This is a genomic window from Kitasatospora sp. NPDC057512 (genome assembly GCF_042802135.1).
Taxonomy (GTDB): Bacteria; Actinomycetota; Actinomycetes; order Streptomycetales; family Streptomycetaceae; genus Kitasatospora.
Genome location: NZ_JBHVET010000013.1, coordinates 1 through 16,504, shown reverse-complemented (window position 1 = coordinate 16,504; position 16,504 = coordinate 1). Strand labels below are relative to the sequence as shown.

Sequence of the window (16,504 nt, the reverse complement as noted above, 5' to 3'; positions counted from 1 at the left end):
GGGTTACTCCCAGATGACGGTGATCGGGTGGTGGGGGCGCTCCAGGACGAAGCGGCCGGCGGCCGGGACAGCGGTGGCGGGGGAGTCGGGGAGTTCGAAGCGCGGCCTGAGGCCCCGGTAGCCGGTGTTCCACGTGCGGATCTCCTCGGCGACGAGGTCGGCGAGGGCGGCGCCCGTCGGGCCGTGGCCGATGACGCCGGTCTCGTAGGTCTTGCGGCCGTCGTTGTCGGGCTCGCCGGGGCGAAGGGTGAGGTAGGCGAGGGAGGCGGCGTCCACCGTGGCCATGGCGCCCCAGCCGAACATGGGGGCGATGCCGCGTTCGCGGGCGTTGCCGGTGACGCTCATCCGCATCAGGGAGTTCGGGAGGGTGAGGGCGAGCCACAGGTCCTGGTACTCGTAGGTGGTGCCGGCCGGGATGGTGACGCCGGTCCAGACGTCGTGGCGCTCGGTGTCGAGGATGCCGAGCAGCAAGTCGGCGTCGACCGCGTCGCTCTGGTCCTTGTGGACCTGGAGGGTGACGTCGCCCTGGTGGGTGAGGACGACGGTGCGGCGGGCGTCGTCCATGCTGCCGCGCAGCGGCATGAAGACGGCGAGCTGGTCGTCGACCGACACCCAGCCGGTGTCGCCGCGCTCGAAGGCGATGGTGCGGGAGGCGGTGCCGCGCAGGCGCAGCGGCAGGACGATCCGTCCGGTGGGCTTGACCTGCCGGAGCCAGGCGGTGGGCATCTCGTTGGTGCTCACCGTGGCGATGATGCGGTCGTACGGGGCGGCGTCGGGGTGGCCGAGCGCGCCGTCGCCGAGGACCACGTCGGCGTTGGTGATCCCGGCATTGGCGAGGTGCCTGCGGGCGCCGTCGACGAGGTCGTCGTCCACGTCGACGGCGACCACGTGCCCGTCGGGGCCGACGATGGTGGCCAGGTAGGCGGCGTTGACGCCGGTTCCGGCCCCGGCCTCGAAGACGCGCTGGCCGGGCCGGGCGTCGAGCTGTTCCAGCATCAGGGCGACGATCGCGGGCTGGGAGGCGGCGCTGATCCGGGTGCCGGACCCGTCGGTCTTGGTGTAGGTGGGGTTGTCAGCGTAGGCGGCCTCCAGGGGGAAGCCGGGCAGGAAGTGCTCGCGGGCGACGGTGCGGAAGGCGGCCTCGACCGCGTCGGTGCGGATGGCGCCCTGGGTGAGCAGGCGGTCGGTGAGGTTGTCGCGCAGCTGCTCGGCGGAGGTGGCGACATTGTTGCTGAGAGTAGTCACTTCGGCGACCCTAGTGGTTGTGCGGATGATGGACTGCGAGGGCGCGGGGCCCTCGCCGGAATGGAAGACGGCGTCCAACGCGCTTGCGGCGGTGGCGGATTGATGATCGACGGGCACGCCGGCGCGGTTGGCGTGGAAGAGAATCTGGTGGGCGAGAACGGCACGTAGCCCGCGGGTGAGTCGGCCGTCGCGGGCCAGGCGGACGAGGTCCTGTCCAGCCTTCTCGAAGGCGTCGACCCAGTCGGATTGGCCGGCGAGCGGCTCACCAGGGCGGGTGAGCCGGCGGGTGTCGACGGTCATCAGGCGGCGCATCGCGGCGGTCAGGGGGGTTGCCCGTACGGGTGCGAGGGCGGGCGGCTCGGGCCGCAGTTCGGCGAACCTGGCCCAGACGTCGCCCTGTTCGTACCAGTCGAGGCCGGCGGAGCGGAGCATGGCGGAGACGAGGGCGACGAGGGTCTCGGTCCGGCCGAGTGAGGGTGGGTCGGGCTCGGCGGCACGGGCCATCAGGTGCCGGCTGTCGGCGTGGAAGAGCCGGTGGGCAATCTCCATGGCCTCGGGGCCGCCGAACGCCTCGGTTTCCGGTTCGTAGATCACGGTGGCCCAGCCCGTGAGGAGTCCCTCCTCGGCGAGCACGTCGAGGAGCGCGGTGACGGCGAGGGCGGGGTCGGCGGCGCGGTAGCGCAGTCGCAGCCCCTTCTTGCGCATGTACCACCAGCCGTTCAGCGCGCCGGAGTTCTGGCCGTAGGCGAGGACGGGGGCCAGGTGGTGGGCGGTGATCTGTTCGACGGTGGCAGGGTCGGTGAAGGTGAGGTCGTGCTGGATCCAGCCGGTGGTCATCGAAATGGTCCTTGGTCAGGCGGTCAGGAGGCAGGCGTCCCAACAGGTCGCAGGCGCGGTGCCGGTTGCGGGGGCCAGCAGGGCGAGGGCCGTGCCGGTCGCGCCTTCGAGGAAGGCGGGGCCCGCCGTCGCAAGGAGCTGGCGTGCCTGTGTGTCGGGGTCGGTACGGGGCGGGTGGGCGGTGCCGAGGAGCATGGCGGCGGCCGAGCGCAGCCGGGCTGCGTTGTGTGGGAGAGCGTCGTCGGCAGCGCGGTGCGCGATGTGGGCGAGCCCGGCGTAGCCGTGGCAGACGGACAGGTCGGTGGTCGCGGCGAGTGCCTTCGGGTCCGCCAGCGCGTTGGCGAGGTCGGTTTCGGTCTGGTGGCGCAGGCGTTGGTCGCCGACGGCGAGGGCGGCGAGCTGCTGGGCGCGGGCGAGGCCGGCGGTGCCGTAGCACCAGCTCGGGCGCTGTGGGGGCAACGGGCCGCGGGCGGCGCCGTCCAGGTGGGCGCGGGTGATCCAGTACGGCCAGGCGTGGCCGTCGCGCCAGCGCTCCAGCCAGGTGGTGATCGTGCCGATCGCCTGGCGCTGGCCGTCGACCTCCACACCGCGGCGTAGGGCCAGGGCGAGCAGGGCGAGGGGACCCGCGATGCCGTGTGCGAGGCCGTTGTTGGCGTGCCCTCCTGGGAACCGCTCGTCGGGCCTGCCGGAGGGGCCGTGCGGGGTCCACCAGCCGGGCACCAGCCCGCCGTCGTACTTGACGTCACCGGTCAGGCGGGCCATGCAGCTGAGGACTCGCCGGACGGTCTCTCCGCCGGGGGTGCGGCGCAGGAGGACGGCGCCCATGCCGGCCAGTCCACGGATCGCGTCGAACTCGGCCAGCGCCGGCAAGTCGCCGCGATCGATCCGGGCGAGGGCTTCGTCGCAGCGCCTTGCGGCATCCGCCGCCACGGTCCGGTCGAGGCGGGCAAGGGCGCGCTGGTAGGAGCAGGGGCGGGCCTGGGCAGCGCAGGCGAGGGCGTGCGCGAGAGCCGGAGCACCGTAGCACAGGTAGCTGTCCGCCCCGCTCGTGACCGGAGCGTCGGTGGCGACCGCGAGCCAGGCGCGTACCGGTTCCCACGGGCCCCGGCCGGTGGCGGCGCGTTCGATGTGGAGCAGGGCGATGCCGGGGGCGCCGTGGGCGAGGGACTGGCGCCACTGCGGGCGGGACGACCAGGCGGACGCTACGGCCTCGGGGTCGGCGAGGAGTTCGGCGATCCGGTCGGACAACCGCAGAGAGGGGTGAGGGATGGTCACCGGTCACCGTCCCGCGACAAGCGGGCGAGGGCGGCGGCGCGGGCCAGGTAGAGGACCTGGGCCTCGTCGTCGAAGTCGATGCGGTGCGCGCGGACGAAGCTGCAATGAAGCAGGGAGCCGAGGACGTCGTCGGCCTGCACGCCTTCGGTGTGCGAGCCGGGGAAGAAGCAGCGGTAGGAGTCGAGTGCCCGATGGCGTACGGACCAGGCATCGACGAGCGCGGCACCGCCGGGCGCCGTGCGTAGCGCTGCCCAGTCGTGGGCCGGATCGGCCAGGCGTACGGCTTCGCGGAAGACCGGCCTGGGTACGGGGGTCGGTGCCTGGGCAGGGATGTTGTCGACGAGCCAGCGCAGCCCGGCGGCGACGGAACCGGTGAACCCGGTGGAAACGGCGACCGCGTGGGTGGCGAGCAGCGCTTGCCAGCCAGGCAGCGAGGGCTGGGACAGTTGGGTGACGACGGCGGCGGAGTCGGCGCGGAACACTTCTTCCGCCGCGGCCCATGCCGGGCCCTCGCCCCAACGTCCGGTCTCCGTGTACGAGGTCGGGTACACGACCTCGGACAGCAGTCCGGCCTGGTGGAGTTCGGCGGTCCAGGTGCTGATCACGCTGGCGCTGGATCCGAAGTCGGTTGGGTCGGGTAGGGAGACGCGCAGCCGCAGGTGCTGGCGCGGGTCACGGAAGCGCACGAACCACCACTTCGGGTGCCCGAGTCGTGTGAGGAGGTTGGGCAGGTGCCGGGCGAGGACGGTGTCCTGGCGTTCCAGGTCGCCGTAGAGGGAGGCGAGGAGCACACGGGAGGTGCCGGGGGCGTCGCCGTGGCCCCGCTTCAGGATACGGGCGGGGGTGGGCTTGGGCAGGCGCGGCCAGGCCGGCGCATGGCTGGCGGTGACGGGGACCACGATCTCGTGGGCCCGGCCGCCGGCCCAGCCGAGGTCGGCCGGGTCGGGTTCCTCGACGAGGACCGCGTGCCGGGCGGAGCGCAGGTGGCCACGCAGCAGGACGCGGTGGCCGGGGTGGTCGAGGTTGAGGGGTAGGCCTTGGCTGTCGGCGGCCAGCATCACGTGCTGCGGGACGCGACGCAGCTCCGCCCATGAGGCGAGGGCTCCGTCCCACAGTCGCTGCGGGGCGTCGTCGGCGGGGAGTTCGGCGGCGGTGAGCCGCCAGGCGGCAGGGGAGAGGATGACGCGCCGGTGCCGCAACCGGGGCCGGAACGGCAACGCGTGGAGAGCACCCCAGTCGAAGCGGGTGACCTGCGCCGTCTGGGCGCGGGACAGCTCGGTGATCAGCCGGGCGAGCGGCGGGGTGTGGTGGCGAAGGTTGAGGGCGTGGGTGGGGGCGGCCTCGATCCGCACACCGAGCTCCGGTGCTGTCAGGTACATGCGCCGCCCGTCGCAGCCCACCGCCAGGTCCTCGGGGCCGAGGACGCCGGCGGCGACGCGGCGGTGCTCGGCGAGGCTGATCACCAGCTGGCCGGTCGCCACGCTGCGGGCGACGTGTCCGGTCGCCGGGTCCAGCGGCGGGAACGAGAGCTGCGCGGTGACGGCGTGCTCGTCCAACGTCGGCAGGTTCCTCAGCAGATCGGTGAACACTGCCCGGTGCCTGGGTTCGAGGAGGTGGAGGAATCGGCCGACCGAGACGCCGACGGCCCGGGACGCCGAGACCACCTCCAGCCGGAAGTCGCCCCGGTCGAGCGCTTCTTGACTGCGGGCGTGGAGACGGGCGACGACCTCCAGGTGTGGGGGACAGCGGGGTTCGGTCGGGCCCAGGTCGAGGGCGGCCAGCAGGGCCTCGTCGAGGACGACCTCGCGCGCCCCGTCGAGTGCGGCCTGCTGGGCGATCGCGGCCAGGATCTCGTCCCGCTCATCGAAGCGGGGCTTCTCGGCGGGCCGGGCGCCGGGGTAGCCGTCGGGCCAGCCGATCCCGCTGTCGGTCACCACATCGAGCAGCGGCACCAGAGCGCCGCGGCCGTAGCGTTCGTAGAACCGCTGGTGGTAGGCCCGCCAGGCCGCGGTGCCGTTGGGAGCGGGGCTGAGTCGGGCGAGTAGGTAGGCTGCGCGTGCGGCCTCGTCGGCCACCGTGTGCGGGAGGACGAGGTCGGCGTCCAGCCGCAAGTCCACGGCCGACGAGAGAATGCCGTGCCCAGGGGCAGCAGCGGCGCGTAGGTCCGCCAGGGGCTCGGTCGCTTCGGCGACCTCGTCGGCGCCTGCGTTCTCCAGGGGGACCAGGAGGCGACAGACCGGGTCGGTGTCGGTCGCCGGCGTGTGAAGGTTCGTGATGAGCACCTGCTGGGCGACGAGTTCGGACAGGAGACCGGTGACCTGCTCGGCGGTCGCGGCGGGGAACTCGGCCTGGGCCTTGTCGGCCAGCTCCTGGAAACGAATCGGTTGGCGGGCGGCGGCGAGGGCGAAGGAGACGGGACGGGTGTGGCGCAGGGTCGTCTCGGCCGCAGCCGCTCGACTGCCCGGGAGGTCGAGCGGCCGGTGGGGGACGACGAGACGATCACCGCGTACCTGGACGGTGGTGTTCGCCATCACGTCCAGACGGGCCAGCAGGGTGGGACAGTGCTCGAGCTGCCTGATCGCCCGGGCGAGCCCGGCGGCCGAGGGACGGGTGACCACATGGTGCTCGTCGCCCCAACGCAGCTCGCAGGACGGGCCGAACGATGTTGCCTGCACGCCGGCGAAGTAGCCGAACGGGGTGGGACGGCCGGTTGCGCGAGCCAGATAGCGGGCGGTGGAGAGAGCGGCGCGCCGTACGTCCCGTGGTGCGGGCGAGGGGGTGCCGGTCAGCTGGGCGACGCGACGGGCGAGGACCGGGCTGGCCACTCCGAGAGCCTGGGCGAGCTCATTGTCCGCCCACACCGCGCGCAACCATCGCGTGCGGCGGTCGCTTGCCGAGGGGTCGTCGCCGTCAAGGTCCGGCCATGCGGGAACCCGCAGATCGGGGCGGGCGACGGCGCGCACGAGCGCCACGCCGGCGGTGCGGTAGGGAACGGTGGAAGCGGGAGGGCGCATGGCCGCGAACCTCGCAGTCGGAGACAGGTTGAGAAGACGGTGGCGGTGGCGGCCGGTGCCCAGGGACGTCGTCGCCCAGGACACCGGCCGGTCGGGTCAGTGCAGGCCGGTGGTGCAGGCGCCGCAGGTGCTGCCGCAGCCGTCGTCGGTGAGGACCTGCAGGCTGGCCGAGTCGGTGGTCTCGACGGTGCGGACGTCGAGGTCGAACTCGTCGCCGACGGCGTCGGGCGTGGTGGCCCTGGACTCGGCCGTGATCTTCTGAGCCATGGTGGCTCCTCCTTGAGGGTTTCCCTTGTGGGACCTGGAGCCGGGGCGCGGGACGCGCCCCGCGTCACCAGGAGACGGTGGGGTGGCAGCGCCGGGTGCAGAAGGCCGACTGAACTGCGCGGCCTGTGATGGACCACGGCGCGGGGAAGCCCGACTCGAGGCCGAGCACGGGGTGAGGTTCGCCCAGCGCGCGCAGTAGCAGCCGCTCGCCCGTGAAGGCGGTGCGGCCGTGCAGCAGGCGATGGTTGTCCAGCACGACGCCCTGTCCGGGGCCGAGGCGCAGCCGGCGGGTGTTCCGGTTGATGGTCTGGCGCAGGACGGGCAGGTGAGCCTCGGCGTCCGGTGAGAAGCGGGCAAGGTCGTCCTGCCTCAGCCGCAACCGCCAGCGGCCGCCGGGCAGTTGCCGAAGAACCGGGGCGAACAGACCGTTTGATCCCCCGAAGTAGGCGGATCGTTCCGCGGAGAGCACCTCGATGACGGCCGGGTGGTACGCGGCCAGCTCGGCCAGGACGGCCTGGCCGTCCACCAGCAGGCTCTCGCCGCCGACGTCACCGGCCCGCGCACACGCCAGGAGAAGCAGCCGGGGTGGATCCGGGTGTTGCGCGCACTCGGTGTGCACGAGCAGGGCGCCGCGCCCGAGGCCGGCGAATCCCGGTCGTCCGTCGTGGCGGCCGGTGTCGCGGATGACGGTCAACCCGTCCGGGTCGGCATCCCGATGCTTCCACAGCGAGGACATCAGCCGGCCGGCGGCGAGGAGCACGTCGTCGCGCCCGCCCAGCCTGGCGAGCCGCAGAGTCCCGTGCTCGCGCAGCAGCGCTCCGGCGCGCTCGCGGGCTGCTCCGTCCAGCAGGCGTGCGGTGAACTCCTCGCCGTTGGTGCCGTTGGTGTCGGAAGACGACATGGTGGATCTCCCTCGTGGGACCGAGTGGGTGGGAGGCGACACACTCTTCACGCCCCATCGCCCGGATGGAAAGTGACAGATTGTCAAAGCGGGATCACCGGGCAGCGGGGCACCGCCCGGCCGCGCGACTGCTACCTTCGACGGGCCCGTGACCACCTGAGCGCCCCGGAAGAAGCGATGACCGGACAGACCGAAAAGCCTTACGTGCCAACGACGTTCCCGATCTCCATCAAGGGCGTCGTGCTCGACCCGCAGCAGCGGGTGCTGTTGCTGAAGAACGAGCGCCAGGAGTGGGAGCTGCCCGGTGGGAAGCTGGAGGGGACGGAGACCCCTGAGCAGCGGGTGGTCACGGAGATCCAGGAGGAGAGCGGTTGGACGGCGGCCGCCGGCCCGCTGCTCGACGTGTGGATGTACGAGCCGATCCCCGGCCGCAAGGTCTTCATCGTCACCTACGGGTGCACCGCCACCGACGCACACCGGCCCCCGGTCGTTAGTTACGAGCACAAGGAGGCCGGCCTCTTCCACCGCGACGAGGTGTTCGGCCTGGTCATGCCGCAGGGCTACAAGGACTCCATCACCCGCTGGTACGAACTGCACGACCAGGCCTGACCCATGGCCGGGATCGACCCCTACGGTGGCATCCGATGGCACTGGACCACGCCCAGAGCCCAGGACATCCTGCGCCGCCGAGCCCTGCCCGAGATCCTCCAGCTCTACCGCGAACTCCACGGCCTGCCGCAACAGGAACTCGCGGACCTCCTCGGCTACTCCACCAGCTACGTCTCCCGCATCGAGACCGGCTCGCGCACCATCACCGACATCGCCGCCCTGCGCCACGTCGCCGAACGCCTGGGCCTCCCGCCGCACTGCCTCGGCATCACCGATGACACCGACGCGGACCACCAACTCGTGATCCAGCTCGCCGAGTCCGTGCTGCGCCTGGCCGAGATCGCCCGCCAGGCCGGCCAGGCCACCACCGCCGTCGCCGAGCTGTGGCCACTGGTCGCCCGGCTGGAGGCCCGAACCGCGGACGGCCACGCCGACCTCGACACCCTGCGTCTGCTCGCCAGGGCCCGCGTCGGCCTCGGCGTCGCGCTGGGACACGTGCTGCCCGAGGAGCGCCTCGCCACCGCGGCCCGCTGGACCGGCAAGGGACTCAGCGTCGCCCGACGGGTCGGCGATCCGGCGCTGCACGCCCACGCGCTGCGCCATCACGGCAACGAACTGCGCAAGTCCGGCCTGACCCTTCGCGCGTTGGACCGGCTCGGCCAGGCCCGCGATACCGCCCGCACCGCCACGGAACGAGCCGAGGCCGTCGTCCTGCTCGCCCGCGCCGCCGGAGCCGCGGGGAACACCGCCGTCTTCGACGCCGCGATCGACGACGGCCGCCGCCTTCTGCACGACGTGGCACCCACCGCCCTGTTCTCCGAGTTCACCCTGCACGAGGTCCGCCTTCGCGGCCTCATGAACACCGGCCGGGTCGCCGAAGCGGTCCGGCAACTCGACCGGGCACCGGCCGCCGGACTCGGAGCGACCGCCCAGTGGCGGATCATCGCGGCGATCACCGCAGGCGAGGTGCTGCTGCGGAAGGGAGACCCGACAGGCGCGGCGCAACAACTCAGCGCCGCGGTCGACGGGGCGGCCCTCCACCGCCTGCCACACCAGCTCCAGCGCGTCGTCCGGGCCGGCCGCCACCTGCCCGACGTCAAGGAACAGGCGGACGGTGCCCTGGGACGACTGCGAGCCGAGATAGCGGCCTGACCTCCAGCCCGGCGGCGGGACGGCGATGAACACGGCGGACCTGCTCTTCCTGGAAGTGTCCGGAGACCGGTGCGTCGCCCGGTATGGTGGGCTGTCAGGGCGTACGGCGGCGGGTCGAGAGGGCACTGAGCGGTGGTCACTTTTCCCTCCCCGAAGCCGGTTCACAGCATTGGGCCCATCGGCTCCACGAAGGGGGTGAAGGCCGTTGGAGGCAGGGTGACGAGGCCGGTGAGGAGGGCGACGGCGGCGGCGTGGGTGCGGCTGCCGCGCCACGAGAGCGCACGAACGACCCTGGCCTCGACGGTGCGGGCCTCGCGCAGGCTCAGCCCGCAGCCGTTCGCCCCGGCCTCGCTCATCGTCCCGGTGCAGATCAGCGTGATCACGGCTCGCCCCGCCTGATCCAGCCCGGGCACCCGGTCGGGCAGCCCGGCTCGCAGCCGCTCGGTGCCGATCAGCTCCGTCGTGATCAGGCGGACGGCCAGGTGCGCGTCGTCCACGGCGCCGGCGCGTCGGCGCAGGTCGGCCAGGCGGTGTCGGACCAGGTACTCCCCGGCGTGGGCCCGGCCGCCGATTTCGGCGATGGTCAGTCCCTCGGCGGCGAGTTCGGCGATCCGCCGCTCCAGCGCGTTCAGCTCGGGCACAGGGGCACGTCGTGGCTCCGTCCTCGGCACGAAGCTCGTGGTCGCCAGGACCCGGCGGAACCCGGCTTCCCCAGCCACGGGCACTTGGTCGGCGGTGCACACGACCAGGAGGTCGTCGGCCGGGGCACCGAGACGGTGGGCGGCGGCCACGTAGGCGGCGGTGCCGTTGTGCGCGCCCTGGTGTACGGCGCAGGACCAGGCCGCTCTCAGCCCGACCACTGCGACGGCACGGTCCGGATCGACCGCCACGGCAGGAAGCACCAGAGCGCACGGGACACCGAGGGCGAGTGCCTGGTGCACCAGCCGTACGACGGTCGGCGCGGCCCCGCGAGGCGCGGCCCCGGCCAGAACCTCCGCCAGCGACGGCACTTCCGGGAGGGCGGCCAGCGCGCCGAGGTGTACGACCAGACCGCGCGCGGTCCGGAGCATCGCGATGGCGCGCTCCATCGGATCGGAACGGTGGCAGGGCTCTGCCGGGGTCGTGGCTACGGGTCCGGATACACCGGTCGCTCCCTTCGTCCGGTGGTGCCTGGTGCGGCCCTGGCCCGAATCGGCCGCCATGGGTGTGGTGAGCTCGGCGAGGGTGTCCCCGGCCGGATCGAGCAGCTGGTGCTCCAGGGCTCGGCGGACGGCGACAACGCGCTTGCGCGTGCCGAAGACGTTGAGAACGGCGTCCTCGTAGAGCTCCGTCGCGCGCTCCCGGACCTCCAACGCGCGGGCGACGTCGAGGCGGTTCCCGCCCGCCGCCCAGATCCGCACGATCAGTGTCTGCTCGTCCGTGAGGGCCGGCGGAGCACCCGCCGGGGCCGAACGCGCGAGCAGACCGGACTGCCACGCCCAGGCGAAGGCCTGGACCCGGTTCGCCGCCCCCAACCGCTCGTACGCCTGGCGCAGGTGGTACTTGACGGTGTCGACACTCAGATCCATCGCCGTGGCGATCGCCGCGTTCGTCATCCCGAGACCGACCCTGTCCAACACCGCGACGAACTGCGCGGCCGGCGCCGTGGGTGCCGCTTCCGTACTCATCAGCCCGCCTTCGCCTGCTGCCGAAGGCTGCTGAGCTTCACAGCCGGCCAACCGACGCCGAGAGCCCGCAGCAGCACCAGGTCGCCGAGAACGGCCGCGGCGCTCGCCTGCTCCCTCGACCGGACCCCGAGCGTCCTCAGGACGGCCTGGGTGTAGGTCTTCACCGTGTTCACGGCCAGGCCCAGGCGCTCCGCGGTGGCGGTCGCGTCCTCGCCGCCCACCAGCCCGGCGAGGACGGCGATGTGCTGCGCCGGCAGTGGGTTGCCGGTGGGGTTCATCGGGTGCACCTCCTGCACCAGGCCCCATCCCGCGCCCAGGGCGGTGGCATGGAAGCGCGACTTCGCGCCGATCTTCGGCAGCAGCGTGAGGATGGCAGCGCCGACTCTGGCCTGTTCGATCCCGGTGGCCCGGCTGATCGCCCCGTACAGGGCGCCGCGGGCCAGCTGCTGCAGGAGGAGAACGTCGCCCTCGGACAGGTAGGGCTTGGCGGGACGGGAAGCGGGCATGGCTGATCTCCAGCAGAAGCGGGGGAGGAGGGGGCTACGACCGGTCGAGAGCGGACAGCAGCGAGGGCCCGATCCGTCGGGCGACCTGGGGGCCGATGGTCAGAACCAGGTCTCCCCGTCGGACGAGGGAGGCGACCAGCGGCTCGGGGCCCGGCTGGTCCAGGCCGGGCTCGTAGCGGATCACCGTGCCGGCGGGACTGGCGGTGAGGATGCTCTCGCCGCCGTCGACGCGGTTGTGGTGACGGGGGAACGTCGAGTGGACGGGCAGCAGCACCGTCCGGTCGGCGGCCGTCAGGGCGTCGGCGATCAGGCCGGCGAGGGTGTTCGACCGCAGGTGCCCGGAGGGCTCGTACACGGCCACCACCGCGCCCTCGGTGAGCATCCGGGCACCCAGGAGGTCGGCCTTGATCTCCCTCGGGTGCACGGCGATGGATTCCACGACGTCGATCCCACCGCTCGTGCCGAGCCGGGTCAGCGACCTCTCGACGCCGGCGAACGCGCCGATCCCGTCGACGAGTTCGTGGCCGGGGACACCGAGCGCCCAGCCCGCGGCCCAGGCCGTCGCCACGGCCATGGCGGAGTTCGTCCCCGCGACCGGCACGGTGAAGGTGTGACGCTCGCCGCCGGCCTGGACGGTGACGCGGTGCTCCTCGCCGGTCCAGAATCTCCCGAGAATCTGCACGTCCATGTCGGCGCCGCGACCGACGGTCACCACCCGAGGCCCCCGGCGCCGGCGCAGCCGGTCCGCGAGCTCCAGGCAACCGGGCTGGGCGGCCCACAGCACCACCGTCTCGCTCCGTCGGGCGAGGGCCGCCATCTGGTCCAGTGCCTCCTGCTGGTTCCACCAGCACGGCGGTGCGGCGTCCGCGGCGGTGACCAGTGTCACGGCCGGGTTGAGGCCTTCGCCCAGGGAGCGGAAGCGCCAACCGGGCGGCGAGGCATCGTGGCCGGAGCTGTCCGGGCACAGGTCCACCACCAGGAGCTCTCCGCCGCCCTCGTAGCCGGCGCAGTCGCCCTTGGGGGCCTCGGCGAGGATCCATCCGGGGTCGCGGCTGACGAGCGCGCAGGTGAGCGCGGCGGCGGCCATGGTGGTGGAGTGACTGCCGGCGACGGCGACCGTGGTCGGCGCGGTGGCGGCCAGCAGCTCTACGGCCCGCCCGTAGCCCAGTATGGGAAGGCCTCGGCCGACAGCGTGGTCCAGGACCTCGTGGACCACGGTGTTGTCCCCGCCCCAGATCAGCGAGGCCGCCCCGGGGGTGGCCGCCCGAAGGCCGACACCGCACCGTTCGAGCCTTTGGAGCAGGTCGGGGTGGGAATCGGGGCGCGGCGGCGAGACCGTCACCCGAGCGTGCCTCCGGGCCAGGTAGGAGGCCAGACCGGCCACGCCGGGGGTGTGGGGGTCGAGGATGTGGACGGCCGAGAGGAGGCCGGGCAGCGGCAGGGGCCGTCGAGGTGCTCCGGCGCTGTTCGCGCCGGCGGTCGCGTTCACGCCTCCTCCGTCAGAGCGAGCCCCTCGGGGCTGACGTGGATGTCGACGCCGGCGGTGCCGATCAGGTCGCTGACGACGGCGCTGAGGATGCACGGGATCATGGCGAGTCTCCGCAGATGAGCGGGTGGATTCGAGCCGGCCGATTCGATCCGGTCGAACCGGCGGAGACTCAGAATGCCGGTGGGGAGGGGGACATGATCAGACCTGAGCTGGATGTCTTGGGACGTCCTCGGTATCCTCCTGAGGTCTCAGTACGTCCCAAGACGTCCCATCCGGGAGTGCCATGGCGAACGAACGCCTTCGGTCCGCACTGGTCGTCCGTGGAGTCACCGAGCGGGAACTGGCGGAGCACTGCGGAGTCGATGCCAAGACGGTGGAGCGCTGGATCCTCAAGAGCCGTGAACCGTACAGGCGGCACCGCCAGGCGGCGGCGGCCAAGTTGCAGACCGGCGAGGACTACCTCTGGCCGGACGCGAAGTCGGAGACCCAGCGACTGGACGAGGCCGACGCCGAGATCGTCCATGTATACCCCCACCGCTCCTCCGTGCCACCGGAGTTGTGGCTGCAGTTCGCCCAGCGCTCGGCTACCGACATCGGCGTGCTCGTCCATGCCGGCGTCCATCTCGCCGAGAACCCGCGCTGGCACCGGGCGCTCGCCGAACGGGCTCGGGCGGGCGTCCGGGTCCGTCTGCTGCTCGGTGACCCGGAGAGTACGGAGGTCGCGCGACGGGGCGAGGAGGAGGAACTCGGCGAGGGTGTCGCGTACAAGGTGCGCGAGGTCATCAAGCTCTACCGGCCGCTCTACGGAACGCCCGGCATCGAGTTCCGGACGCACCGGTCCACACTGCACAACTCCTTGTACTGGTTCGACGACGAGATGCTGGTGAACGCCCAGATCTACGGGGTGAGCGCACCGCTCACCCCGGTGCTCCACCTGCGCCGCGTAGCCGGCGCCCAGCTGGTCTCGACCTACCGGCAGAGCTTCGAGAAGGTCTGGGCCGGTGCTGCTCCGCTACCGAGGCAGGAATCGTGAGCCGGACCGACTACTTCGACGATCCGAGGGCCCCGAAAGCCCAGCGGATCGTGCCCGCCGTCACCGCGTTCGTGGTGAACGAGCGCGGCGATCTCCTGCTGGAGCGGCGCTCCGACAACGGCCGCTGGGGCATGCCCGGCGGGGTCCTGGAGATCGGCGAGAACCTTCCGGGGGCCGTCGTGCGCGAGGTACGGGAGGAGACCGGTATCGCGGTCGAGGTCACCGGTCTCGTCGGCACGTACAGCGACCCCGGGCACGTGATCGAGTTCTCCGACGGGGAAGTGCGCCAGGAGTTCTCCCTGTGCTTCCGGGCGCGGCCGGTCGGGGGCCGCCTCACGGCCAGCTCCGAGTCCTTTGAGGTCCGCTGGGTGCCGCGAGCGGAACTCGAGGGGCTGGACATCGCCCCGACGACCAGGCTCCGCCTCGACCACGGTTTCCGGAACGATCCGGCCCCACACCTCGGTTGACTCAGGCGCTGTCGGACTCGGCCAGCCGCTTCGCAACCCGGTCGACCATGGCCAGCAGCGCCGGGCGAGCTGCGGAGACGGCACGGTGGACGACGTGGCCGGTGCCGTACCGGCGAAGGACCTCGTCGAGCCGGGACACCGGGTCGACCACGGTGCCGTCGGGGCCGCTGGTGAGATCGCAGTACGTGATCGCGTCCAGCAGGTCCGACGGCGGCCGACGAAACTCCGCGAGCGCGGCCGACAGGCCCAGTTCGGCCGCTTCCCACTCCGACGAGGAGTGGTAGGCGACGAGCGAGCAGACCTCGGCATCGACGCCGATCCGACGCAGGTACCGGGCGCCGTCGATCATGTGCTGGCCGGTGTCGACTGCCGGGGGCGCGTACCCGACATCGTGAAGAACTGCGGCGACATGCAGCAGTTCCTCGTCGGCCCCGAGCGTCGGGCCGAGGAGCCCGGCCTGCTCGAAGACCTGACGGGAGTGCGCCCAACGCAGGGGGATGTCCGCGAGCAGCGATTCGGCGGTCCGGTACGCAAGGCTCAGGTTCATCGCTCAAGGCTAGTAGTGCTTTGTCAGGTCGGGGGCTGGTCTTGGCCTGGATATCGGTCGGTGGCAGGTCGGGCATGTGCCGTTCCAGGTCGCCAGGAGCTGTTGGAGGGCTCTGACGGCCTGGTAGAGGGCCATGCCCGAGCAGGCACTTTTGGGCGGCTCCGGACCGGGGTCACGAACAGGTGGGCGGCGGTGACGAGGGTGACGTGGCGGTGCCAGCCGGCTCGGGAGCGTCCCTCGAAGTGCTCCAGGCCCAGGGCGGTCTTCAGCTCGTGGTAGTCGTGCTCGGTCCGCCAGCGGATCTTGGCCGGGCGGACCAGGTCCTCGACCGACGTGGCCGCGTACACCCGCACCACGGGCCTGCGGCTGATCGAGGACGCCTGCCAGGCCCAGGGCACCACCACCCGGGGCCGCCCGGCCGGCACCGTCGGCGACACCGGGTGCTTCTCCCTCAAGGACGGCAAGATCATCGCGTGCGGGGAAGGCGGCTACCTCCTCACCGACGACGACGCCCTCGCCGACCGGGCCGCCGCCTACCGCACCCACTGGCAGAGCGCTGCTCCCGACGCCCCGGCCGGAAGCCGCCTGGGTGTCAACTACCGCCTCGCCGAGCCGCTCGCGGCCCTCGCGCGACACAACCTCCAGCGCTTCCCCGACGCGCTGGCGCATCGCCGCCGGCAGGCAGCCGCCCTCCATCGCGGGGTCGACGGCACTGAGGGCCTGGAGCCGATCGCCGCGGGCGACGGCGACAGCCCCAACGGCTACAGCGCCCTGTGGCGCCTGACGCTGCCCGAGTCGCGCGCCTTCGCCACCCACCTCGCCGGCCTCGGCGTGCCCAACAGCGTGGGCACCCACCGCCTCACCGCAGCCCACCTGCACCCGGCCTGCTCCGGCTACGCCACCGGCGATCTTCCTCGCGCGCACGCTACGGTGGACACCCTGCTGGCCGTCCCGTTCACCGAGCACGACACCGAACAGGCCATCGAACATTGGGCGTTGACGATCAGGCAGGAGGCCGCCGCGTGGAAGAGCTGATGCGCGATCCCCGCTTCGCCGACACGACCCTGGTGGTGATTGACTTCGAGGGGCTCACCCCCGCCGGGCGGCCCGCCGAGCCGATCGAGGTCGCCGCCCTGCTCGCCACCGCGCCCCCGGCCGCCCAGGTGATGGCCGGCCTGGACGCTCACCTGAGCGCACCGCCGTACCGGCTGGTGGCCCACCACGCGCACACCGAAGCGGGCCTGATCGCCCATCAGGCCGAGCACTGCCCCGTCCTGGCCGCAACCCCGCTGCTCGACACGATCGGCCTGGCCAAGGCCGTCCTGCCGCATCTCGGCTCCTACCGGCTGGACAACCTGCTCGGCCACTACGGCATCCCCAGACCCGCGGACCGGCACCGGGCGATGCCGGACGTCCAGGTCACCGCCAAGATCCTGGAACTGCTGCTGGCCGAAGGGTGCGCCCCCCGCCGGTGGCGCACCCAGCTGGAGCTGGA

15 protein-coding genes and 1 pseudogene are annotated in these 16,504 nt (G+C 72.5%); 6 read left to right on the top strand and 10 right to left on the bottom strand.

Annotation, left to right across the window (positions count from 1 at the left end):
* Nucleotides 1–3: 3 nt before the first annotated feature.
* The 5 genes from fxlM to ACFU6K_RS02100 all read right to left on the bottom strand — a co-directional run bounded on the left by fxlM (nt 4) and on the right by ACFU6K_RS02100 (nt 7,539).
* A complete protein-coding gene (gene fxlM, locus ACFU6K_RS02120; RefSeq protein WP_380660360.1) occupies nt 4–2,082 on the bottom strand; it encodes a methyltransferase, FxLD system in 2,079 nt (692 codons plus the stop codon).
* 15 nt (nt 2,083–2,097) lie between these two features.
* On the bottom strand, nt 2,098–3,357 hold the full coding sequence (locus ACFU6K_RS02115) for a lanthionine synthetase C family protein (RefSeq protein ID WP_380660359.1): 1,260 nt from the start codon (nt 3,355–3,357) through the stop codon (nt 2,098–2,100).
* Nucleotides 3,354–6,371: a lantibiotic dehydratase gene (locus tag ACFU6K_RS02110; protein WP_380660358.1), complete on the bottom strand. Its 3,018-nt coding sequence runs from the start codon at nt 6,369–6,371 to the stop codon at nt 3,354–3,356. The genes ACFU6K_RS02115 and ACFU6K_RS02110 overlap by 4 nt, the downstream gene beginning before the upstream one ends.
* A gap of 96 nt (nt 6,372–6,467) precedes the next feature.
* The gene (locus ACFU6K_RS02105) at nt 6,468–6,638 is read right to left on the bottom strand and encodes an FxLD family lanthipeptide (RefSeq protein ID WP_380660357.1); all 171 of its coding nucleotides are present in this window, start codon (nt 6,636–6,638) and stop codon (nt 6,468–6,470) included.
* 64 nt (nt 6,639–6,702) lie between these two features.
* Nucleotides 6,703–7,539, bottom strand: a complete 837-nt coding sequence (locus ACFU6K_RS02100; protein ID WP_380660356.1) for a TauD/TfdA family dioxygenase — start codon at nt 7,537–7,539, stop codon at nt 6,703–6,705.
* 204 nt (nt 7,540–7,743) lie between these two features.
* Here ACFU6K_RS02100 and ACFU6K_RS02095 point away from each other — a divergent pair, with 204 nt between their 5' ends.
* The gene (locus tag ACFU6K_RS02095; protein WP_380660355.1) at nt 7,744–8,148 is read left to right on the top strand and encodes an NUDIX domain-containing protein; all 405 of its coding nucleotides are present in this window, start codon (nt 7,744–7,746) and stop codon (nt 8,146–8,148) included.
* 3 nt (nt 8,149–8,151) lie between these two features.
* A complete protein-coding gene (locus ACFU6K_RS02090) occupies nt 8,152–9,300 on the top strand; it encodes a helix-turn-helix domain-containing protein (protein ID WP_380660354.1) in 1,149 nt (382 codons plus the stop codon).
* Nucleotides 9,301–9,461: 161 nt separating this feature from the next.
* Here ACFU6K_RS02090 and ACFU6K_RS02085 read toward each other — a convergent pair whose 3' ends face one another.
* From ACFU6K_RS02085 to ACFU6K_RS02075, 3 genes are read right to left on the bottom strand one after another with little or no spacing between them, the layout of a single operon-like run.
* Nucleotides 9,462–10,967: a LuxR C-terminal-related transcriptional regulator gene (locus ACFU6K_RS02085; RefSeq protein WP_380660353.1), complete on the bottom strand. Its 1,506-nt coding sequence runs from the start codon at nt 10,965–10,967 to the stop codon at nt 9,462–9,464.
* A complete protein-coding gene (locus tag ACFU6K_RS02080; RefSeq protein WP_380660352.1) occupies nt 10,967–11,473 on the bottom strand; it encodes a LuxR C-terminal-related transcriptional regulator in 507 nt (168 codons plus the stop codon). The genes ACFU6K_RS02085 and ACFU6K_RS02080 overlap by 1 nt, the downstream gene beginning before the upstream one ends.
* Before the next feature lie 34 nt (nt 11,474–11,507).
* Nucleotides 11,508–12,962: a hypothetical protein gene (locus tag ACFU6K_RS02075; RefSeq protein ID WP_380660351.1), complete on the bottom strand. Its 1,455-nt coding sequence runs from the start codon at nt 12,960–12,962 to the stop codon at nt 11,508–11,510.
* A 283-nt stretch (nt 12,963–13,245) separates the two neighbouring features.
* On the opposite strand from ACFU6K_RS02075, the gene ACFU6K_RS02070 reads away from it, so the two are divergent.
* Nucleotides 13,246–13,995, top strand: coding sequence for an XRE family transcriptional regulator (locus ACFU6K_RS02070; protein ID WP_380660349.1), 750 nt, complete (start codon nt 13,246–13,248; stop codon nt 13,993–13,995).
* A complete protein-coding gene (locus ACFU6K_RS02065; protein WP_380660348.1) occupies nt 13,992–14,462 on the top strand; it encodes an NUDIX hydrolase in 471 nt (156 codons plus the stop codon). The genes ACFU6K_RS02070 and ACFU6K_RS02065 overlap by 4 nt, the downstream gene beginning before the upstream one ends.
* A gap of 1 nt (nt 14,463) precedes the next feature.
* Here ACFU6K_RS02065 and ACFU6K_RS02060 read toward each other — a convergent pair whose 3' ends face one another.
* Together ACFU6K_RS02060 and ACFU6K_RS02055 are read right to left on the bottom strand one after the other, a co-directional pair.
* Nucleotides 14,464–15,009: an HD domain-containing protein gene (locus tag ACFU6K_RS02060; RefSeq protein WP_380660347.1), complete on the bottom strand. Its 546-nt coding sequence runs from the start codon at nt 15,007–15,009 to the stop codon at nt 14,464–14,466.
* 98 nt (nt 15,010–15,107) lie between these two features.
* Nucleotides 15,108–15,341 (bottom strand): annotated as a pseudogene (locus ACFU6K_RS02055) (IS701 family transposase); the annotation flags it as partial.
* A 1-nt stretch (nt 15,342) separates the two neighbouring features.
* Here ACFU6K_RS02055 and ACFU6K_RS02050 point away from each other — a divergent pair.
* Complete coding sequence (locus tag ACFU6K_RS02050) at nt 15,343–16,044, top strand: DegT/DnrJ/EryC1/StrS family aminotransferase (protein WP_380660346.1); 702 nt, start codon at nt 15,343–15,345, stop codon at nt 16,042–16,044.
* Nucleotides 16,032–16,504 (top strand): exonuclease domain-containing protein (locus tag ACFU6K_RS02045; RefSeq protein ID WP_380660345.1); only part of this gene is annotated, 473 nt, incomplete at its 3' end. The genes ACFU6K_RS02050 and ACFU6K_RS02045, both read left to right, overlap by 13 nt.